Origin of the sequence: Sphingomonas sp. IC081 (assembly GCF_006874585.1) — a bacterium.
Taxonomy (GTDB): domain Bacteria; phylum Pseudomonadota; class Alphaproteobacteria; order Sphingomonadales; family Sphingomonadaceae; genus Novosphingobium.
Genome location: NZ_CP029761.1, coordinates 1,339,274 through 1,359,966 on the forward strand (window position 1 = coordinate 1,339,274; position 20,693 = coordinate 1,359,966).

General features: G+C 64.7%; 22 protein-coding genes. 7 read left to right on the plus strand and 15 right to left on the minus strand.

Annotation, left to right across the window (positions count from 1 at the left end; translation table 11 throughout):
• Positions 1–25: 25 nt before the first annotated feature.
• Both dnaG and DM450_RS06485 read right to left on the minus strand, forming a co-directional pair.
• The gene (dnaG, locus tag DM450_RS06480) at positions 26–1,918 is read right to left on the minus strand and encodes a DNA primase (protein WP_142633447.1); all 1,893 of its coding nucleotides are present in this window, start codon (positions 1,916–1,918) and stop codon (positions 26–28) included.
• 27 nt (positions 1,919–1,945) lie between these two features.
• Positions 1,946–2,398, minus strand: coding sequence for a GatB/YqeY domain-containing protein (locus DM450_RS06485; protein ID WP_142633449.1), 453 nt, complete (start codon positions 2,396–2,398; stop codon positions 1,946–1,948).
• Between the two features lie 163 nt (positions 2,399–2,561).
• On the opposite strand from DM450_RS06485, the gene carA reads away from it, so the two are divergent.
• The 4 genes from carA (at position 2,562) to greA (ending at position 8,248) form a co-directional block, all read left to right on the plus strand.
• Positions 2,562–3,728: a glutamine-hydrolyzing carbamoyl-phosphate synthase small subunit gene (gene carA, locus DM450_RS06490; RefSeq protein WP_142633451.1), complete on the plus strand. Its 1,167-nt coding sequence runs from the start codon at positions 2,562–2,564 to the stop codon at positions 3,726–3,728.
• Between the two features lie 166 nt (positions 3,729–3,894).
• Positions 3,895–4,272 carry a hypothetical protein gene (locus DM450_RS06495; RefSeq protein WP_142633453.1) on the plus strand — a complete coding sequence of 126 codons (378 nt, stop codon included), beginning with the start codon at positions 3,895–3,897 and terminating at the stop codon, positions 4,270–4,272.
• Positions 4,273–4,319: 47 nt separating this feature from the next.
• Positions 4,320–7,643 (plus strand): carbamoyl-phosphate synthase large subunit, encoded by a 3,324-nt coding sequence (gene carB / locus DM450_RS06500; protein WP_142633455.1) that lies wholly within the window; start codon positions 4,320–4,322, stop codon positions 7,641–7,643.
• Between the two features lie 128 nt (positions 7,644–7,771).
• Positions 7,772–8,248 carry a transcription elongation factor GreA gene (gene greA, locus DM450_RS06505; RefSeq protein ID WP_142633457.1) on the plus strand — a complete coding sequence of 159 codons (477 nt, stop codon included), beginning with the start codon at positions 7,772–7,774 and terminating at the stop codon, positions 8,246–8,248.
• A 100-nt stretch (positions 8,249–8,348) separates the two neighbouring features.
• On the opposite strand, the gene DM450_RS06510 is transcribed toward greA, so the two are convergent.
• The 5 genes from DM450_RS06510 to DM450_RS06530 form a co-directional block, all read right to left on the minus strand.
• Positions 8,349–8,570 (minus strand): DUF4170 domain-containing protein, encoded by a 222-nt coding sequence (locus DM450_RS06510; RefSeq protein ID WP_142633459.1) that lies wholly within the window; start codon positions 8,568–8,570, stop codon positions 8,349–8,351.
• A gap of 127 nt (positions 8,571–8,697) precedes the next feature.
• Positions 8,698–9,273 (minus strand): hypothetical protein, encoded by a 576-nt coding sequence (locus tag DM450_RS06515; RefSeq protein ID WP_142633461.1) that lies wholly within the window; start codon positions 9,271–9,273, stop codon positions 8,698–8,700.
• Complete coding sequence (locus DM450_RS06520) at positions 9,260–9,604, minus strand: hypothetical protein (RefSeq protein ID WP_260610259.1); 345 nt, start codon at positions 9,602–9,604, stop codon at positions 9,260–9,262. The genes DM450_RS06515 and DM450_RS06520 overlap by 14 nt, the downstream gene beginning before the upstream one ends.
• Positions 9,604–9,981 carry a phage holin family protein gene (locus DM450_RS06525; RefSeq protein ID WP_142633462.1) on the minus strand — a complete coding sequence of 126 codons (378 nt, stop codon included), beginning with the start codon at positions 9,979–9,981 and terminating at the stop codon, positions 9,604–9,606. Before DM450_RS06525 ends, DM450_RS06520 begins: the two co-directional genes overlap by 1 nt.
• 27 nt (positions 9,982–10,008) lie before the next feature.
• Positions 10,009–10,578, minus strand: coding sequence for a hypothetical protein (locus tag DM450_RS06530; protein WP_142633464.1), 570 nt, complete (start codon positions 10,576–10,578; stop codon positions 10,009–10,011).
• Between the two features lie 180 nt (positions 10,579–10,758).
• Between DM450_RS06530 and eno the strand changes: the two genes are divergently transcribed.
• Positions 10,759–12,045 (plus strand): phosphopyruvate hydratase, encoded by a 1,287-nt coding sequence (gene eno / locus DM450_RS06535; RefSeq protein ID WP_142633466.1) that lies wholly within the window; start codon positions 10,759–10,761, stop codon positions 12,043–12,045.
• Between the two features lie 165 nt (positions 12,046–12,210).
• Here eno and DM450_RS06540 read toward each other — a convergent pair whose 3' ends face one another.
• The 7 genes from DM450_RS06540 to DM450_RS06565 form a co-directional block, all read right to left on the minus strand.
• Complete coding sequence (locus tag DM450_RS06540) at positions 12,211–12,765, minus strand: winged helix DNA-binding protein (protein ID WP_142633468.1); 555 nt, start codon at positions 12,763–12,765, stop codon at positions 12,211–12,213.
• Positions 12,766–12,972: 207 nt separating this feature from the next.
• Positions 12,973–13,137 carry a hypothetical protein gene (locus tag DM450_RS25745; RefSeq protein ID WP_185928726.1) on the minus strand — a complete coding sequence of 55 codons (165 nt, stop codon included), beginning with the start codon at positions 13,135–13,137 and terminating at the stop codon, positions 12,973–12,975.
• Positions 13,138–13,438: 301 nt separating this feature from the next.
• Entirely contained in the window at positions 13,439–14,407 is a 969-nt protein-coding gene (locus tag DM450_RS06545; protein WP_142633470.1) for an aldo/keto reductase, read from the minus strand.
• Positions 14,408–14,418: 11 nt separating this feature from the next.
• Entirely contained in the window at positions 14,419–14,838 is a 420-nt protein-coding gene (ribH, locus tag DM450_RS06550; RefSeq protein ID WP_142633472.1) for a 6,7-dimethyl-8-ribityllumazine synthase, read from the minus strand.
• 1 nt (position 14,839) lies between these two features.
• Positions 14,840–16,165, minus strand: coding sequence for a 3,4-dihydroxy-2-butanone-4-phosphate synthase (gene ribB, locus DM450_RS06555; RefSeq protein ID WP_142633474.1), 1,326 nt, complete (start codon positions 16,163–16,165; stop codon positions 14,840–14,842).
• A gap of 59 nt (positions 16,166–16,224) precedes the next feature.
• Entirely contained in the window at positions 16,225–17,028 is an 804-nt protein-coding gene (locus DM450_RS06560; RefSeq protein WP_142633475.1) for a crotonase/enoyl-CoA hydratase family protein, read from the minus strand.
• A gap of 141 nt (positions 17,029–17,169) precedes the next feature.
• Entirely contained in the window at positions 17,170–18,006 is an 837-nt protein-coding gene (locus DM450_RS06565; protein ID WP_142633477.1) for a coniferyl-alcohol dehydrogenase, read from the minus strand.
• Positions 18,007–18,229: 223 nt separating this feature from the next.
• On the opposite strand from DM450_RS06565, the gene DM450_RS06570 reads away from it, so the two are divergent.
• Both DM450_RS06570 and DM450_RS06575 read left to right on the plus strand, forming a co-directional pair.
• A complete protein-coding gene (locus tag DM450_RS06570; RefSeq protein ID WP_260610261.1) occupies positions 18,230–18,670 on the plus strand; it encodes an MEKHLA domain-containing protein in 441 nt (146 codons plus the stop codon).
• Between the two features lie 32 nt (positions 18,671–18,702).
• Entirely contained in the window at positions 18,703–19,524 is an 822-nt protein-coding gene (locus DM450_RS06575; protein ID WP_142633479.1) for a kinase, read from the plus strand.
• Here the strand turns inward: DM450_RS06575 and DM450_RS06580 are convergent.
• The gene (locus tag DM450_RS06580) at positions 19,521–20,639 is read right to left on the minus strand and encodes a YihY/virulence factor BrkB family protein (protein ID WP_260610262.1); all 1,119 of its coding nucleotides are present in this window, start codon (positions 20,637–20,639) and stop codon (positions 19,521–19,523) included. The genes DM450_RS06575 and DM450_RS06580 overlap by 4 nt on opposite strands.
• Positions 20,640–20,693 lie beyond the last annotated feature (54 nt).

Consider the following 20,693-nt stretch of genomic DNA (forward strand, 5'->3'; position numbering starts at 1 on the left):
CCGTGCATCCGAACTGATTATACAATCAGGACGAAGCCGCCTGTCTTGTCGCCATTTGCCTGAGGCGACTGTCAAATTCCAGCTTTCTCTTGAGGAGGCGTTGCTGCTCGGCAAAAGCATCGTCGGACAGTTCGTTTTCGAACCGCGCCGTTGCCTGTGCCAATGCCGCCTCCAGAACCGGACGTTCCACCAAGAGATCGACCGCCTGCACAAGATCCTCTGCCGCCTGATCCGCGCCGGTATCGGGATTCAGGAACCCGAAGCGCAATCCTGAGTATTCGGCGGTGCCGGGGATCTCCAGACCACTGTCGGCCAATATGGAGGCAAGCGCTGCGCTTTCAAGCGGTTCGTGCATGTGGCAGCAATCAAGCAGCAAGGAAAAGCGGGGGTCGAGCCCCGGGGTGCGGGCCAGGGCTTCCGCGTGACGGATGATCTGGTCGGGCCAGCGGATGAGCCCGGCCAGAACGGCGGCCGAAAGGGCGTCGCGCGCGCCGCCCGCGATCGCCTTGCGCAGGCGTTCGAGTGATTCGGGATCCGATTCGGGGATCGGGCTCCAGCGGCCTTTCTGGAAATTGCCCCGGCCCCCGCCGCGCGGCGGATTGGGCTTGAACGCTCCGCCCTGACCGCCGCCCTGCTGCCAGCGGCTTTCGCGCTTGGGGAAGGCGAATTCGGAATAGCGGTCCTGCAACTCGCGCCGATAGAGGCTGGCGATGTCCGGGTGCTGGATCGCATCGACATGGGCCATCAGTCGCGCCTTGAGACCGGCCTTGTCTTCGGGCGTGGTGAGCGGCTGGGCATCGCGTTCCACGTCCCAGAGCACTTCGATCAGGCTCTTGGCGGCGCCCAGCACGTCTTCCATCGCCCGTGCGCCCCTGGCCTTGATAAGGTCGTCGGGGTCAAGCCCTTCAGGCAGGCGGACGATCCGCAGGGAATGGGCAGGGCGCAGCAGGGGCAGGGCGCGGGTTACCGCGCGCATCGCCGCGCGCTGGCCGGCGGCGTCTCCGTCGAAACACAGGATCGGCATCTCGACGTGGCGCCAGAGCATCTCGATCTGCTGCTCGGTCAGCGCGGTGCCGAGCGGCGCGACGCATTCGCCAATGCCCGCCGCCGCCATCGCGACCACATCCATGTAGCCCTCGACCACGACCATCCGGCCAGACTGGCGCGCGGCAGGCGCGGCGCGGTGCAGATTGTAGAGCGTGCGGCCCTTGTCGAAGAGGGGGGTGTCGGGAGAGTTCAGATACTTGGGCGCATCCGTCTTCTCCTTGGTGAGAATACGGCCGCCGAAAGCGATGACCCGGCCGCGTGCATCCTCGATCGGCAGCATCAGGCGGCCGCGGAAGCGGTCGTAGGGATCGCGGCCTTCGACTTCGATCCTGAGGCCCGCCTCGATCAGCATGGCCTCGGGAAACTTGCCGAGCGCTTCCTTCATCGCCTGGCGGCCTTCCGGAGCGTAGCCGAAGCCGAATCGCTGGAGGGTGTGGGCGTCGAACCCGCGGGTCGCGAGGTAGGCGCGCGCCGATTCGCCGCCGGGGGCGGAAAGGTTCTGCACGAACCAGCCCTGCGCGGCGGCCATCACGTCATGAAGCGTGTCGCGCTTTTCGGCCGCCTTGGCCGCGCGCGGATCGGGGGCAGGGACGTCCATCCCCGCTTCGGCCGCCAATTCCTTGACCGCGTCCATGAAGGACAGGCCCTGGTGATCGGTCATCCAGCGGATCGCATCTCCATGTGCGCCGCAGCCAAAGCAGTGATAGAAGCCCTTTTCATCGTTGACGGTGAAGCTTGGAGACTTCTCGTTGTGGAACGGGCAGCAGGCCTTGAACTCGCGCCCCGCCTTGGTGAGGCGGGTCGAGCGACCGATCAGCGCGGACAGCGTGATCCGCGTGCGAAGCTGGTCGAGCCATTGAGGGGTAAGCACGGTCCTGCCGCCCTATCGCGTGTCAGGTCAGGCCAGCGCCGCCTTCACCCAGCCCGAAGCCTTGCCCATGTCGAGCTGGGTGCCGTGGCGTGCCTTCAGCGCGGCGACGACCTTGCCCATGTCCTTCATGCTCTCGGCGCCGACTTCGGCCTTGATCGCCTCGATCAGGGCCTTGGTTTCTTCCTCGGAGAGCTGGGCGGGAAGGAAAGTCTCGATCACCTCCAGTTCGGCCTTCTCCTCGGCGGCCTTTTCGGGACGGCCACCTTCCTCGAAGAGCTGGATCGATTCGCGGCGCTGCTTCACCATCTTCTGGAGCACGTCGATCACCATGGCATCGTCGTCGGGAAGAGAATCGGCGGTGCGCAGTTCGATGTCGCGGTCCTTGATCTTGGCAAGGATGAGGCGAACCGCGGCGAGGCGCGGCTTGTCGCCCGCCTTCATCGCGGTGATCTGGGCGGCCTTGATCGAATCACGAAGCATTGTTTTCCTGCTGTTCTGCTGGTTCTGGAAAAGGGTGATGGCGCAAAACTAGCAAGCCGCGCGCCAAATTGCACCTCTCGCGCCTTGACGCGGTGCACAACCCTGTCTAGCGGGCGGGCCTTAGCACACATAGTCAGAAACGCCGAAAACGGAGCGACCCACCATGGCCGACGCCGCATATACGCTTGCGCCCAAACCTGAAGGGGCGACAGGCGTTCTCGTCCTGAGCGATGGACACGTGGTCTGGGGCCGCGGCTTTGGAGCCGTTGGCGAAGCAGTCGGTGAAGTCTGCTTCAACACCGCGATGACCGGGTATCAGGAAGTGATGACTGACCCGTCCTACGCGGGCCAGATCGTCACGTTCACTTTCCCCCACATCGGCAATGTCGGTGTCAACGACGAGGATCTCGAATCCCGGGTCGATGGCGCCGTTGGCTGCGTTGTCCGCGAGGACGTGACGCTGCCCTCGAACTTCCGCTCTGCCGGTGAGTTCGGCGATTGGCTCGCCGCCAAGGGCAAGGTCGGTCTCGCCGGGGTCGATACCCGCGCGCTGACCCGCCGCATCCGCCTGCAGGGCGCGCCCAACGCGGTGATCGCCCATAATCCGGCGGGCGAGTTCGACATTCCCGCGCTCATCAAGCGTGCGCAGGAATGGCCGGGCCTCGAAGGCATGGACCTTGCCAAGATCGTCAGCCGCGAGATCCAGGAGGGCTGGGAAGGTTCGACCTGGGAACTCGGCCAGGGCTTCGGCGCGACCGAGGGTGATGCTCTGCCGCATGTCGTCGCCATCGACTACGGCGCCAAGGACAACATCTTCCGCAACCTGGTGAAGGCCGGGGCCCGCGTGACGGTGGTTCCCGCCGAAACCTCGCTCGAGGCCATCCTCGCGCTGGAGCCGGCGGGCGTGTTCCTCTCGAACGGCCCGGGCGACCCTGCCGCGACCGGCGAATATGCCGTGCCCGTCATCAAGTCGCTGCTTGACCGCGACGTGCCGGTCTTCGGTATCTGCCTCGGTCACCAGATGCTCGGCCTTGCGGCCGGCGCCAGGACCTCGAAGATGCACCAGGGGCATCGCGGCGCCAACCACCCGGTGAAGCGCCTGACCGACGGCGTTGTCGAGATCACCTCGATGAACCATGGCTTCGCGGTCGACAACCAGTCGCTGCCCGAAAACGTCGAGGAGACCCACGTCTCGCTGTTCGACGGTTCGAACTGCGGCATCGCGATCAAGGGCAAGAAGGCGTTCGGCGTGCAGTATCACCCGGAAGCCAGCCCCGGTCCGCAGGACAGCTTCTATCTCTTCGAGAAGTTCGTGGGGATGCTGGCCTGATGGGCGTAACGGGTTGGAACTTGATGGCGGCATTCGTGCCGCGCCCCGCATCGGCGATCATTGCCGGTGCGGACCAGCGAGTTTTCGACCCGGTATCGCACTTTGCCTATGCACGGGAAATTCCGGCCTTCGCGCCGGGAACCCGTGTTAAGCAAGGTGCCACGCCATGACCGACCTCATCGACCACATGCTCGCTTACTACATTGCCGGACAGGCTGCCGAACTCTCGGTTGCGCCGCGGTTCTACCCTTACGGGGAACTGCAGCTCATTTTCGAGGACAAAGTCTCGGTGGCGGTTCGCAAGTTCGGCCCCAAGGTGCGCAAGCACGCGAAGGAAGCCGGCAAGGCGTTCATCGACAGGATGCTCGAGGCGGGCGCCTGGTCGACGACGCAGGGCGAATATGGCGGCTCGATGCACCAGTTTCAGGCTGACCGGTTCAAGGCGGTGATCCGCATGGAACAGGAAAGCAACCCGATCATTCTCCAAGCCAAAGCCGAAGGCCCGGATTACTGGGACAAGGCGTTTGGCGAACTGGTGGCCTAGGCCGCCAGTCCGACATACAAGACACACAGGACACCCCAGGACAGCCCATGCCCAAGCGCACAGACATCTCCTCGATCCTCGTCATCGGCGCTGGCCCGATCATCATCGGCCAGGCTTGCGAATTCGATTATTCGGGGACGCAGGCGATCAAGGCGCTCAAGGAAGAGGGTTACCGGGTCATCCTGGTCAACTCGAACCCGGCCACGATCATGACCGACCCGGACATGGCCGACTCCACTTATGTCGAGCCGATCACCCCGGAAGTGGTCGCCAAGATCATCGAGAAGGAGCGCCCCGATGCGGTGCTCCCGACGATGGGCGGCCAGACCGCGCTGAACTGCGCGCTGGCGCTGTTCAACGACGGCACGCTGGAGAAGTTCGGCGTGCAGATGATCGGCGCCGATGCCGACGCCATCGACAAGGCCGAGGATCGCCAGCGCTTCCGCGACGCGATGGACAAGATCGGCCTCAACTCGGCCCGTTCGGGCGTGGCCCACACCATGGACGAGGCGTTCAAGGTGCTGGAGACCACCGGCCTGCCGTCGATCATCCGTCCCAGCTTCACGATGGGCGGCACCGGCGGCGGCATCGCCTACAACAAGGCCGAGTTCGAGACGATCGTGCGCTCGGGTCTCGACGCCTCTCCCACCACCGAAGTGCTGATCGAGGAATCGCTGCTCGGCTGGAAGGAGTATGAGATGGAGGTCGTGCGCGACAAGCACGACAACTGCATCATCATCTGCTCGATCGAGAACGTCGATCCGATGGGTGTCCACACCGGCGACTCGATCACCGTCGCTCCGGCGCTGACGCTGACCGACAAGGAATACCAGATCATGCGCAACGCCTCGATCGAGGTGCTGCGCGAGATCGGCGTCGAGACCGGCGGTTCCAACGTGCAGTTCGCGGTCAACCCGAAGGACGGCCGCCTGATCGTCATCGAGATGAACCCGCGCGTCTCGCGCTCGTCCGCGCTTGCCTCGAAGGCCACCGGTTTCCCGATCGCGCGCGTCGCGGCGAAGCTGGCCGTCGGCTACACGCTCGACGAGATCATGAACGAGATCACCGGCGCCACGCCGGCGGCGTTCGAACCGACCATCGACTACGTCGTCACCAAGATCCCGCGCTTCGCCTTCGAGAAGTTCAAGGGCGCCAAGAACGACCTCACCACCGCGATGAAGTCGGTCGGCGAAGTCATGGCGATCGGCCGCAACATCAAGGAATCGATGCAGAAGGCCCTGCGCGGTCTTGAAACCGGCCTCGACGGTTTCAACCGCGTGGTCGAACTGGAAGGTGCGGGCCGTGACGTGATCACCGCGGCGCTGTCGAAGGCGACCCCGGAGCGTCTGCTGCACGTCGCGCAGGCCTTCCGCGAAGGCTTCACCGTGGACGAGATCCACGCGATCGCGCATTACGACAAGTGGTTCCTTCGCCACATCGAAGAGATCATCGCCGAAGAAGCCAACATCATGAAGCACGGCCTGCCGGCCGATGCGCAGGGCATGCGCCGCCTCAAGGCGATGGGCTTCTCGGACAAGCGTCTTGCCACGCTCGCCGTGCGTTCGGTCGGCGTCGCGGGCGGCATGGGCGAGACCCAGGCCAAGCGCTCGGGCCTGCTGCACGATGCGTTGCTGGCGATGGCGGGTGCCACCAGCGAGGACGAAGTGCGTAAGCTGCGCGGCAAGCTGGGCGTCCACCCGGTGTTCAAGCGCATCGACTCCTGCGCGGCCGAGTTCGAGGCGGTGACGCCCTACATGTACTCGACCTACGAAGCCCCGATCTTCGGTGAGCCCGAGAACGAGGCCAATCCGTCGGAGCGCAGGAAGGTCGTCATCCTCGGCGGCGGTCCCAACCGCATCGGCCAGGGCATCGAGTTCGACTACTGCTGCGTCCACGCCTGCTTCGCGCTTGCCGAGGCCGGCTACGAGACCATCATGGTCAACTGCAACCCCGAGACCGTCTCGACCGACTATGACACTTCGGACCGCCTCTACTTCGAGCCGCTGACGGCCGAGGACGTGCTGGAAATCCTGCGTGTCGAACAGTCGAAGGGCGAACTCGTCGGCGTGATCGTGCAGTTCGGCGGGCAGACCCCGCTGAAGCTCGCGCAGGCGCTCGAGGATGCGGGCATCCCGATCCTCGGCACGTCGCCCGACGCCATCGACCTTGCGGAAGACCGCGAGCGTTTCTCGGCTCTGGTCGAGAAGCTGGGCCTCAAGCAGCCTGCCAACGGCATTGCCCGCAGCCGTGACGAGGCCGTCGCCGTCGCCAATCGCATCGGCTACCCCGTCCTCATGCGTCCCAGCTACGTGCTGGGTGGCCGCGCGATGGAAATCGTCGACAGCGAGCAGCAGCTTGACGACTACATCACCACCGCCGTCCAGGTCTCGGGTGACAGCCCGGTGCTGATCGACCAGTATCTGCGTGATGCCGTTGAATGCGACGTCGACGCGCTCTGCGACGGCGAGCAGGTTGTCGTGGCCGGCGTCATGCAGCACATCGAGGAAGCGGGCATCCACTCCGGTGACAGCGCCTGCACCCTGCCGCCCTACAGCCTGCCGGCCGAGATCATCGCGGAAATGGAACGCCAGGCGGAAGCGCTGGCCTTCGGGCTCGGCGTGCGCGGCCTGATGAACATCCAGTTCGCGGTGAAGGACGGTGAGGTCTACCTCATCGAGGTCAACCCGCGTGCTTCGCGTACCGTGCCGTTCGTCGCCAAGGCGCTTGGCCAGCCGGTTGCCAAGATCGCCAGCCGCGTGATGGCGGGCGAGAAGCTGTCGGACTTCCCGCCGTTCAAGCGCGACCTGTCGTACATGGCGGTCAAGGAAGCGGTGTTCCCGTTCGCGCGCTTCCCGGGCGTCGACCCGGTGTTGAGCCCCGAAATGAAGTCCACCGGCGAAGTCATGGGCCTCGACGCCGACTTCCCGCGTGCCTTCCTCAAGGCCCAGCTGGGTGCGGGCATGCGCCTGCCCGACAGTGGCACGGTGTTCGTGTCGGTGAAGGACAGCGACAAGGCCGTGATCCTGCCTGGCGTGCAGACGCTGGTGAAGGAAGGCTTCAAGATCGTCGCCACGGCCGGTACCCACAAGTACCTGAGCGAAGCCGGGGTTCCGGTGGAGCTGGTCAACAAGGTCGCTGAAGGCCGTCCGCACATCGTCGACAAGATCGTCGACGGCGAGATCGCGCTGATCTTCAACACCACCGAGGGTTGGCAGAGCCTCAAGGATTCGCAATCGATCCGCGCTTCGGCGCTGACCGGCAAGATCCCCTACTTCACCACTGCAACCGCCAGCGTCGCTGCTGCACAGGCAATTTCCGCCCTGCGCGGGACCCAGCTTGAAGTGCGTTCGTTGCAGGATTATTATAACTGAAATCGATCTAGCCTCCCCACATCGCTGCGGATCGGCCCGCCCCCGGAAATTTCCTGAGGGGCGGGGCAGGGAACTAGTCGCCTCCGACTGGTTTCGCGTGCGGGGAGGTTGCAGGAAGGAAGTGTTTGATGGCCAGTATCGAAAAGCTCCCCATGCTCGCCGAAGGGTATGAGAAGCTGACCGCAGAGATCAAGGCGCTCCGCGAGGAACGCCCGCGGATCGTCGATGCGATCGAGGAAGCGCGCGCGCACGGGGATCTCTCGGAAAATGCCGAGTACCACGCGGCCAAGGAACGCCAGGGCCAGGTTGAAGCCACGATCGCCGATCTGGAAGACAAGATCAGTCGTGCCCAGATCGTGGACCCGGCCACGCTGACCAGCGAGAAGATCATCTTCGGTGCTACCGTGACCTTGCTCGACGATGACGACAAGCCGGTGAAGTACCAGATCGTCGGTCCTTACGAGGCCGATGCCAAGGTTGGGCGGATCAGCTACAACTCGCCGCTGGGCAAGGCGCTGATCGGTCGCCGGATCGAGGACGAGGTCGAAGTGACCGTGCCCTCGGGCGACAAGTTCTACCTGGTGCAGAAGATCGAGTTCATCTGATCTCGTCCGGCTGCGGCAGGCAAAAGAAAAGGCCGGCGAAAGCCGGCCTTTTTCGTATCCGCTTGCCAGTTGGAAGCGGGGAGCCTTGTCAGGCTAAGGCTCAGGCTTCCGGCTGGTCCGGCTGGAGCAGGCGGTGAAGGTGCACGATGACGTACTTCATTTCGGCATCGTCGACGGTGCGCTGCGCAGCCGAGCGCCATGCGTCTTCGGCCGCGGCATAGTCGGGGTAGACGCCGACGAGATCGAGTTCGTTCAGATCGGCGAATTCGAGCGTGCGCGGGTCCTTGACCCGGCCACCCATCACGAGGTGAAGTTTCTGCATGGAGAGGGATCGCTTTCCTGTGGGAGAGACGAAGGTCCCCATAGGTCGTGGCGATCAGCAGGGCAAGAGCCGATCGCGCCTGCGATGCGGCTCTTTAATGCTCCTGTAAATCATTATCGATAATTTATCAACGACTGATGCGCTGCGCGAAATCCTGAATGCGCCGAGCGAAACGTTGCGACGATTCCGACGCGGTTTCCGCAGCTTCATGACCGAATTTTCCAGCCTTTTCGGCCGTGCTACCGGCCTTTTCGGCCGCTGCCTTGCCCAGCGCTCCAGCTGCGGCGAGGGCGGCCAACCCGAATCGCTCGAGTCGCTCCGCGGCGGCGCCGCCGGCCTTCTCGGCGCGGTCGGCAAGGTGGCCGGCCTCGCGCCTGGCGCCGATGCCAAGATCATGGGCCTTGTCAGAGGCGTTACGTCCCAGCAACGCTGCCGCGCCGCCTGCCGCTTCGGCCAATGCGACCGAGCGGTTCAACGCCTTGCCGGCAACGCCGCGCGTCAGGCGCCTGGGGAGCAGCGCGCTGACAAGCGCCCCTGCCGCAAGCCCGCCTGCCACGACCAGTACGGGATGCTCCTTGGCAAATGCGATGATCTTGCGGGAAGGGCGCTCGTCCTGCGCCGGCTTTGCCCTGATCGGCACCACCGCGCCGAGATTGGCCTCGGTTGCCGACTGAGCTGGCGTTTTCGGTTCAGCTTCGCTCACCGTCGAACTCCTTTTTACTGTCGTTACCGTGCGATCCTTCACCGTGCAGTCGGCCCAACACGTCGGAGACCAGCGAAAGGATCGGATTTCGGAAGATCCAAAGCACCAGCGCCGTGAAGGTTCCCCCCACTGCGGCAGGGTGTTCCTCAACCACGGTGACGGCTTCATCGAGGACGTCGATGGCCTTTTCGATCGCCTCATCAGCAAGGCGACCGCCGATGCCGCGTTCATCGATATCGGCCTTGATCGCGGCGTAATGGGCATCGAACGCGACCCTGGCCGCGTCCCTGGTGGCGCGATGCTCGGCGAGGCGATGGGCGAGTGCGGACATCAGGCGTCTCCCGCCGAAAGAGCCGTACGCATCCGCCGCATGCGAGCCCGCGCCAGCAGGAGCAGGGCAAGGGCGATGCCGCCGATGATCAAAGTCCCCGCCGCCATCGCCGCCCAGGGCCCCAGAACGCTGCCAAGCGCGATGACAAAGCCGACCACCAGCGCCATCAGTGCAAAGAACACGAAGACAGCGCCGAGCATGCCGAGCAAGGTGATCGTGCGCAATTCGGCACTGACATAGGCGGCGCGCGCTTTCTGGAAGGCCAGTTCGGCCTGGGCCAGTGTACGCGCTTCCTCTGCCAGCAACCGAAGGTCCTGGGCGAACGAAAGGTCCTCCTCCTCGGTCTCAAGGCCGAGGGACGGTGCGGGATCGAGCATTGTCGCGATCTGTCCCGACCTGCCCGATCAGTTGCTCTTCTTGAACAGGCGGCCAAGCAGGAAGCCTGCCGCGATGGCCGCGCCGATCGCCACGCCGGGGCTCTTGCGCACGAATTCGCGGGCTTCGTCGCCCAGTTCGTCGAGGCTTTTCTCGTCGAGCTTGGTCGCGGCGCCGGAAACGGACTTTGCCGCCGAGCGGGCGTAGTCGCCGTACTTGGGACCGACCTTCTCGTCGATCAGGCTGACGTTGTCGTCGATCACCTTCGACAGGCTGATCATGGCCTGGCTGGTCTTGGCCTTGCCCTGGTTGGCAAGGTCGACCGCCTTGACCTTGGCGTCGTCCGCGAAGGCGCTGGCTTTCACCTTCGCGTCGTCCGCGAAGGCACTCGCTTTCACCTTGGCATCTTCCGAGCGGACCTTGGCCTCGCTCGACCATTCGGTCTTCGCTTCGTTCAGCTTGCCGAGGTAACCTTCCGCCGCGCTCTGGGCTTCCTTGCCCAGCGCAGCCGCTCCGGCACGGACTTCTTCCATGGCCTTGGTGAAGTGGCTCTTGGCATTTTCGGTTCCGTTTCCGGTTTCCGTCGTTGGATCGGCCATGGGGTTTCACTCCTCGTTGTCGGTTAACCCGGTCATTCGCCTATAGGCGATGCACATTAAGTGTAACACATCTTGCACTCTGTGCTGCAACGCAACTTGTAACCTCGGGTTCCCCTGCTAAGACGCCCTCAAGAGCGCCGAAGCCTCGTTCGAAGGCGCCTTTAAGGAGGAATTCCCAGCATGACCGCGATCATCGATATCCACGGCCGCGAAATTCTCGACAGTCGTGGCAATCCCACCGTCGAAGTCGACGTTCTCCTTGAAGACGGCAGCTTCGGCCGCGCCGCGGTGCCTTCGGGCGCCTCGACCGGTGCCCATGAGGCGGTGGAGCTGCGTGACGGTGACAAGAGCCGTTACCTCGGCAAGGGCGTGCTCAAGGCCGTTGATTCGGTGAACACCGAAATCGCCGAGGAACTGGTGGGCATGGATGCCGAAGACCAGCGGGACCTCGATCTTGCCATGATCGAACTCGACGGGACCGAGAACAAGGGGCGTCTTGGCGCCAACGCGATCCTCGGCGTCAGCCTCGCTGCCGCCAAGGCGGCCGCCAATGCACGTGGCCTGCCGCTCTATTCCTACGTTGGCGGTGTTTCGGCGCATGTCCTGCCGGTACCGATGATGAACATCATCAATGGCGGCGAGCATGCAGACAACCCGATCGATTTCCAGGAATTCATGATCATGCCGGTCGGCGCCGATTCGATCGCCGAAGCGGTGCGTTGGGGTTCGGAAATCTTCCACACCCTGAAAAAGGGCCTGCACGAGAAGGGTCTCGCGACGGCCGTGGGTGACGAAGGCGGTTTCGCCCCCAACATCGCCAGCACACGGGCCGCGCTCGACTTCGTGCTCGCCTCGATCGAGAAGGCCGGCTTCAAGCCCGGCGTCGACGTTCAGCTCGCGCTCGACTGCGCGGCCACCGAGTTCTTCAAGAACGGCAAGTATGAGATCAGCGGCGAAGGTCTTTCGCTCAGCCCGATCCAGTTCGCCGACTACCTTGTCGACCTCTGCGGTGCTTATCCGATCGTGTCGGTCGAGGACGGCATGGCCGAGGATGACTTCGAAGGCTGGACTGCGCTCACCGAAAAGCTTGGTCACAAGGTACAGCTTGTTGGCGACGACCTGTTCGTGACCAACCCCAAGCGTCTGACCATGGGCATCGAGAAGGGCATGGCGAACTCGCTGCTGGTCAAGGTCAACCAGATCGGCACCCTGACCGAGACGCTGGAGGCTGTTTCGATCGCCAATCGCGCCGGCTACACCGCTGTGATGTCGCACCGTTCGGGTGAAACTGAAGATGCCACCATCGCCGACCTCGCCGTCGCCACCAACTGCGGTCAGATCAAGACCGGCTCGCTCGCCCGTTCGGACCGGCTTGCCAAGTACAACCAACTGATCCGCATCGAGGAAGAGCTTGGCAGGGCTGCGCGCTTTGCCGGAGCCTCGGCGTTCGCCCGCCTCGCGCGCTGAACCTATCGGTAGCTGAAAACAAGGGCCTGGCTTCTTTCGGAAGCCGGGCCCTTTTTGCAGCCGGCTGTTTCCTGGAGCAGTTTCCGATCCGATTGCATCGGATAAACTGCTCTAAGATTTTGGTTTTCCGGGTCATCAAGCGATTCCACCTGATTGGGAAACGCTCTAGCGTGCGGCGGCCAATTCCTGTCGGGGATCGTCAAGCAGGACGACCGAGCGCGATGCGGAGGAAAAATATTCCAGCATGGCGGCATAGCCCCGCGCGCTTAGCTTTACGTAGACGCGGCGCGCATCTCCGGGGTCCGCCTCGCGCATCAGCAATCCCTGCTTTTCGAGGATCGTGATCCAGCGCAGCGCGGTTGTGGACGGGACGGCGGAGCCGATGCAGGCACTTGTTACCGAGACGCGGCGCCGTTCCTTGGCCGCGATGAACAGGTCGAGGAGGATGTCCCAGGCAGGCTCGCCGAAAAGTTCCTCCGAATCGAAGATCTTCGTGCGGCGCCGCCGGTCATCGTACGTCTGGCGGGCCAGTTCGACCCAGATGGGATGGTCCTGGCTGGCCGATGTCTTGCCGCTTTCCCGTTGTACCGAATTGGCGATTTCTGTGGCTATCGTCTGTCCGATTTCGAGTTCGCGCGCCATGGCGAGAAGCTCGTTGGCAATTCCAATAAGGCGAATGGCCTTCGCCCGATTGCGCATCAACTGATCGGTCTTCTCCATACAACTGAGCCCACCAAGCCTTGTGGCCGCAATGATCCGTGTCGAGGGGGGCGCCGAGCACGAATACGAGTCGCAGCAATTGCTCCTGCAAGGCTGCAGTCCGCCGCGCCGATGTGTTTTCGCTTCAAATCGGCGAAACCGCATCGACGTGTCGTGCCGCACCTTGCAGGGTTTGTTGCATGCGCGAGCGGCGGCGTCAGCGGTCGGTTAGTCCAGATCGGAGGGGTCTTGGTCCAGGCCCGAATCGCGTCGCAGCGCGTCGATGGCGGCCTGCATGTGGGCCGCGGCGATTTCGGCGCCCAGGTTCTCGAGTTGGGCGAGGTTGGCCATCATGGCTTCGATCAGCGCACTGCGCTTCGCTTCGATGTTCACCTGCAGTACTCCTCCGTCGCGGGTGCGTGCCCGGTCGGGCCCCGCTTCCCGGGGGCATGGGTTGCGACCCTCGTCCCGTAGGCGGGGTATTCTTGGTTAATGATGTGTCCGATTAAGATCGAATTCGGATACTTCTTTCTCTGGCTACAGTATCCGGCCAATTTGCAAACCGGACTTTTTATGGTGTCCAAGTTGGATACATGCAACTTGAGGATGGATAACGGGCGCCGGATGGCTTCCGTCAGAACTATTTATCTGATGTTCTGGCGGAATTCCATGCAGAATAGGGGTATTTGCTTGGCTACCCTCGTGCGTCGTTGGCGAGAAAGGCTTCCGCGGGAGGTTGCAAATCGCAGATCATGGCAAGCTCGCGCACTTTCTCGGGCGAAGTGGCGCTGGCAATGGGGGCGGCAACGCCTGCCCGCGTGTTGAGCCAGGCTAGTGCGGTTTGCGCGGGAGTGGCGCCCAATTCATCGGCGATCCTGCGAAGCCAGGCCAGACTCTGCCAGCCGTTTCCGGCGGCAGCCTCGTCGAGCGCGTGGGCGCGGGCTGTTCCGGCCCATTGATCGGCCTGCGTGTACTTGCCCGTCAGGAAGCCTGCAGCGAGGCCATAATACGGGAATGCCGCGATTCCCCGTTCAACGCAGATGTCCTGCAAGCCGCCCTCGAACTGCGCGCGGGCGACGAGGTTGTAGAGCGGTTGCAGTACGGTGAAGGGGTGAAGACCCCTCTCGCCAGCCACCGCGAGGATGGCGGAAAGCCGGGCGGGGGAGTAGTTCGACGCGCCCAGTTCGCGGGCGCGGCCCGAGGTAAACGCCTGATCGTAGGCTTCGGCCACTTCGTCCAGCGGCGTCGCGGCGTCATCGCGGTGGGCGTAGTAGAGATCGACATAATCGGTGCACAACCGCTGCAGAGACGCCTCTAGCGCCGCGCGGACAGTGTCGGGAGCCAGCATGCCAGGTGCGCCGCCCTGACCGGTCTTGGTGGCGATGCGCATCTCGGAGCGGACCCCGCGCGTTTTCAGCCATTCACCGATGATCGTTTCGGATTCGCCGCCCTTGTGACCGGGAACCCAGTTGGAATAACCGTCGGCCGTGTCGATCATGCGGCCGCCGGCTTCGTAGAAGGCGTCGAGGACCGCAAGGCTGCGATCCCGATCGATTGTCCATCCGAAGACGTTTCCACCCAGCACCAGGCGGATGCCGCCAAGGCAGGGGTGCTCGCAGTGCGGGCTGTCCTTCAGGTCGGAGACCGGGATCGTGTCAGCCATTCCTTACTCCGTCAGGCGAAGCGCTCCTTGAGGTCGTAGAGCGCGATGGCGGCCTTGGCGGCTTCGCCGCCCTTGTCCTTCTGTGCGGGATCGGCGCGGACCAGCGCCTGTTCCTCGTTCTCGACGGTAAGGATGCCGTTGCCGATGGCAATGCTGTCCATGGTCAGCGCCATGATACCGCGTGCCGATTCCCCGGCGACGATTTCGAAGTGGTAGGTCTCGCCGCGAATGACCACGCCGATGGCGACGTAGCCGTCATAGTCGCCGGTCGCCTCGGCCATCGAGATGGCGGCGGGGATTTCCAGCGCGCCGGGCACGGTGATCACTTCAGCCTTGTGGCCGGCGGCCTTGAGCGCGGCCTTGGCGCCGGCGATCAGCTGGTCATTGAGGTGGTCGTAGAAGCGGGCTTCGACGATGAGAAAACGGGCCATGTCAGTTCGCTCCTTCAGCGGCAGCATCTTCGGAAGTGCTGGGAATGGGGCGCTCGTTCACGATGTTGAGGCCATACCCCTCCAGCGCGACAAGCGAATGATGCGTGTTGGTGAGCAGGATCATGTCGTGGACACCAAGTTCCGCGAGAATCTGCGCCCCCACCCCATAGTCGCGAAGTTCTTCGATGTCAGGCGTTTCGCCCGCACGAATCTGTTGCTTGATGTCCATGACCTTGGACATCGAGCTGCCGATCTGGCGGTTGATGACGACGATCACGCCGCTGCCTTCTTCCGCGATCATTTCCATCGAGCGGTGCAGCAGGTTGCCGCGATCCGCCGACTCCTCGCCGAACACGTCGGTGAACATCGAAAGCGTGTGCATGCGCACCAGCGTCGGCTTGGCGGGATCGATGCGGCCCTTGATCAGCGCCATCGTCTCGTCGCCGGTGGCCTTGTTGTAATAGCTGCGGGCAAGCCACTGGCCGCCGTGGCGGCTCTGGAAGGTGATCTCGTTCTTCTTCTCGACCATGCGGTCATGCTTGCGGCGATAGGCGATGAGGTCGCGGATCGTGCCGATCTTGAGGTCGTGGATGCGGGCGAAGCCGATCAGGTCGTCCATGCGCGCCATGGTGCCGTCGTCCTTCATGATCTCGCAGATCACGCCCGAAGGGTTGAGGCCGGCAAGGCGCGAGATGTCGACGGCGGCTTCGGTATGGCCGGCGCGGACCAGCACGCCGCCGTCACGCGCGCGCAGCGGGAAGACGTGGCCGGGGGTGACGATGTCGGCCTTGCTCTTGGTGCCGTCGATGGCGACCGAGATCGTGCGCGCGCGGTCGCCCGCCGAGATGCCGGTGGTCACGCCTTCGCGCGCCTCGATCGAAACGGTGAAGGCGGTTTCGTGGCGGGTGCCGTTGTGGCGGCTCATCAGATCGAGGCCGAGTTCGTCGATGCGCTGGCTGGTGAGCGTCAGGCAGATCAGCCCGCGGCCATGGGTGGCCATGAAGTTGATCGCTGCCGGGGTTGCCATCTGCGCCGGGATCACGAGGTCGCCCTCGTTCTCGCGGTCCTCGTCATCCACGAGGATGAACATGCGGCCGTTGCGCGCCTCGTCGATGATCTCCTCGATGGGGACAAGCATCTGGCGGTCGTCGTTGGAGAACAGTGCGCGCTCCAGCTTGACCAGGGTTTCGGCGGTGGGGTTCCAGTCCGGCTCGGTGCAGTCGCGCAGCGTGTTGGCGTGGAGCCCGGCTGCGCGGGCAAGGCCCGACTTGCTCATGCCGCCCTCGGCGACGAGCTTGCGGACCTGTTCGATCACATTGCCTGCCATTGGAGTATCTCATTCTCACATTGTGGTGTGAGTGCGATATGAACTCATCACATCGAAATTCAAGACCCCTTGAATTCGGGCCGTCGCTTTTCGAGGAATGCCTCGACCGCCTCGGCGTGATCCTGGGTGGCGTGGGCGGCGGACTGCATGGCGGCGGCCATTTCCAGCAGGGTGGCGAGATCGGCGCGGCGGCCTTCCCACAGCAGGCGCTTGGTCATGCGCACGGCATGCGGTGGGTTGGCGGCGATGCGGCGGGCGAGGGCGCGGGCCTCGTCCATCAACTGGTGATCGGGCACCACCTTGGAGACGAGCCCGCAGGCCAGCGCCTCCGCCGCGTCGATCATGTCGCCGGTCAGCGCCATTTCGGCGGCCTTCGACCAGCCGACGACGCGCGGCAGCAGCCAGGAGCCGCCGTCGCCGGCGATCAGGCCGATCTTGACGAAGCTTTCGGCAAAACGCGCGCTTTCACCGGCAATGCGCAGGTCGCACATGCAGGTAAGGTCGCAGCCCGCACCCGCCGCCGCGCCGTTGACGGCGGCGATCACTGGCACTTCGAGCGCGGCGAAGGCGAGCGGCAGGCGCTGGATGCCGCGCTTGTAATTGAGCCGGGTGCGGATCGGCTCGCCGCCGTTGACGTTGCCGCCGGGCTTCATCTCGTTGATGTTGCCGCCCGAGGAGAAGCCCTTGCCCGCGCCGGTGAGAATGGCGACGCGCGCGGCGGGATCGTTGTCCAGCCGGTCCACGGCGCCCAGCAGGGCCTCGATCACTTCGGGATCGGAGATCGGATTGCGCATTTCCGGCCGGTTGAGAGTGATCGTGACGATGCCTTCGGCGTCGATCTCGTACAGTACGGCGTCGGTCATGCTTGTGGTCCTGCTCCTTGTTCTTGCGACTGCCTTAGCAGGTTGACGCATAGGTAAAAGAGGCGGGGGTAAAAGGGGCTGGGGTAAAAGGGGCCGGATGCACAGGCAGCCGACCCCTTTTCGAATTTTGTCGCCGAGCGATCAGGCAGGCTGCTTGGAAGCCGCGCTCATCATCTTGGTGATGTCCACTTGGCCCGTGGCGAGGCCGCCCATGAAACCGCCGTCCACCGGCATGACGATGCCGTTGACCACGCCGGCAAGGTCGCTGCAGATCAGTACCAGCGGACCGGCCTGTTCGGCGGGCGTGGTGTAGCGGCCGAGCGGCTCGGCGGCGGCATCGACCACATCCTTGCCCGAAGTGGCGTGGAAGGTCGCCATCATCGGCGTCTGGGTGGGCGAGGGCAGCGAGCAGTTGATGCGGATGCCCTTCTTGATGAGCTGCGCGCCCATGAACTGGGTCCAGACGATCACCGCTTCCTTCGAGAAGGCATAACCCTCGTTGACCTGTTCCATGTTGGCCTCGCACCAGGCGAGACCGGCGTCGAAGCCCTGGGTCGCAAGCAGTTGCATGTGGACGGGGATGCGGCGGCTCCAGCCAAGGCCGCCGGTGGAGGCGATCGAGACGATGGCGCCGCCCTGGCCCATCAGCGGCACGACCTGTTCGGTAAGGTGGCGGGTGCCGAGGAAGTTGACCTTCATCACGTCCATCGCCGGGAAGCCGCCGCCGCCGGGCAGCCCCGCGCAGTTGAACAGGGCGTCGATCTTGCCGCCGACACCGGCAACCGCGGCTTCGAGACTGGCCGGGTCGCGCAGGTCGATCCGGGTGAACGAGGCCATCGGCACCGCGCTTTCCTTGAAGTCGAAGCCGTGGACTTCTGCGCCGAGGTCGACAAGCAGCTTTGCCGTCGCCTCGCCCATGCCCGAGAAGCAGCCGCTGACGATTACACGCTTGCCTTTGTAGCCGAGAACATCGCTCATCCGGTTATCCTTCCTCTCTCGGGCGCGCGCATGGGCTGGCCCCGATCTCTTGTTGCCGGATAGCTAGTCGCACAGGGGCTGCGGCATCAACCGCGATGCGGGCTGATCGCCGGTACGATACGCCGTGACGGCTCGCAAACGGGCGGCGGTGCTGCTAGGCGAACGGGCATTCCAGCGGAGGGACGAGGTGCACGGACAGGCGGAAACGGAAGGGGCGGGGGCCGTGCCTGCCATCTATCGCGAGCCCGGATGCGCCGCGCGGATCGCCTTGATAGCCGGGAGCTTCGAGCGCCTGCTGGGGCGTCCGCTGGTGCGCGGCGGCGATCCGATAGCGGCGTTGTGGCAGGCGCCGTTTGCCGTGGTTGCCCACGGCACCGAGGCCGATCCGCTGTTCTTTTTCGGCAATGCGCGCGCGCTCACGGCATTCGAGAGCGATCTTGCGACGTTTGTCGGCATGCCCTCGCGCCTCTCGGCCGAGGCGCCGCTGCGCGAAGAGCGGCAGGCCCTGCTCGACCGCGTGACCGCCCACGGCTTCATCGACGATTATGCCGGTGTGCGCATCAGCGCCAAGGGGCGGCGCTTCCGGATCGGCCCGGCGGTGGTCTGGAACCTCGTCGACGGCGATGGGGTCTGCTTCGGTCAGGCCGCGATGTTCCCGCTGTGACCGGGCTCGATCCCCGCCTTGTGGATGCCGTGATGGAGCAAGTCCAGGGCGCGCTTTCCGGCGCGCTTTCAGGCCCGCGGCCCGGCTCTTGGCCCGGCTCCCGCCATCGTCCCGTCGTCATCGGCATTTGCGGCGCGCAAGGGTCCGGCAAGTCCACGCTGGCGCAGACGGTGCAGGCCCGTTGCGCGGCCGAGCGCCTCGCGAGCGCGGTGCTGTCGCTGGACGACCTCTATCTCACCCATGCCGAGCGGCAGGCACTGGCGCGCCACGTTCACCCCCTGCTCGCCACGCGCGGGGTGCCGGGCACGCATGACATCGCCCTCGGGCTGGACGTGCTCGACGGGCTGGAGGCGGGCGGTCCGGTGGCGCTGCCGCGTTTCGACAAGGCCCGCGACGACCGGGTTTCGGAGCATGACTGGCCCATCGTCGGGCCCGGCTGCCAGGTGCTGGTGCTGGAGGGCTGGTGCCTCGGCGCCTTTCCGCAGCGGACACGCGAACTGGCCGAACCGGTCAATGCGCTGGAGGCGGGGGAGGATCCCGATGGCCGTTGGCGGCGCTGGGTGAACGACATGCTCGGCGATTCGTACCAGCGGCTCTTTGCCCGGATCGACCGGCTGGTGCTGCTGGCCGCGCCCGGTTTCGAGGTTGTCCACCGCTGGCGCAGTGAGCAGGAGCGCGATCTCGCCGCGCGCGCCGGGCCGGACGACAAGGTGATGAGCGAGGCGCAAATAGCGCGCTTCATTGCCCATTACGAGCGGATCACCCGCGCCATCCTCGCCGAGATGCCCGCGCGGGCGGATCTGGTGGTGCGGCTGGATCGGGACCGCCGCCCGCAGGCGGTCGAGGCGCGTTAATCCGCCCTTCGGCGTGCCTTCTCGGCGCGGCGGCTGCGCTTGCGCTGGAGGTCCGCGAGCGAGGGCACCCGGTCGTCGATGACGTCGGCCAGCACGGCCCCGCGCTCACCGGGCGGTTTGGGCGGACCTCTGGTGGTGTCGCAGAAGGTCTGCCGCTCGATTTCCGCATTGAGCAGGGCGCCGAGCAGGATGCCGTAGGCCGACAGGAACAGCCACATCAGGAACACGACGATGGCCGAAAGCGAGCCATAGGTCGCGTTGTAGTCGCTGATATAGGCGACATAGAGCGAGAACCCGAACGAGACGGCGATCCACAGCAGGGTCGCCAGCAAGGCACCGGGGGCGAGCCAGCGCCACTTGGCGGGGCGCCGGTCCGGGCCGTAGCGCATGATGAGCGCAAAGCCGCTACTGCCGAGAAGGATGGCGGCGAGCCAGGTGAGCCAGTTGAACAGGCTTTGCGTCGCATCGCCGAGGTAGGCGGCGGCATGGGTCTGCAGCCATGCGAAGATGCCGCCGGAAACCACGCCGGTCATCGCGATCAGCACGGCGGACAGCGTCAGGCCTCCGGCGCGCAAGGTGAGGGCGATGATGCCGCGGGTCTCGCGCTCCTCGTTGATGACGTTGAGCGCGCTGATCATGCCGCTCGCCGCGCGCATGCCTCCGTAGATCGCAAAGAACAGCGCGATCACCAGTGCAAAACCGGTGACGCCGCGGCTGGTGGTGACGATCTGGATCAGTTGCTGTTCGAGCATATGGGCCACTTCGGGTGGGACCACCCGGACGATGCTCTGCATCTGGTCGCGCACGGTGTCGACGTCGCCGACGAGGCCGTAGGTCATCACGGTGGCGGCGATCAGCGGCGTCAGCGCGAGAAAGCAGTAGAACGCGAGCCCCGCCGCCAGCAGGCCGAGTTCATGGAACCCGCTCATCACCCAGACCCGCCGCACCACCCGCCACCATGCGCGCGCCGGCAAGGCGAGCGGCGTATCCGCATCCCAGCCCGGCGTGACAGGCGCGGGACCGATTGCCGCCGGAGCCGCCGTCAGGGGTGGCGCATTCGTGTCGGAAACCGTATCCGGCGTGTCACGCTCGACGGTTCCTTCGTGTCCATTCATCAGCTTCCCCCTTGCCGCCGGGAACTTTCGCTGTTGCAATGCGATACGCTAAGG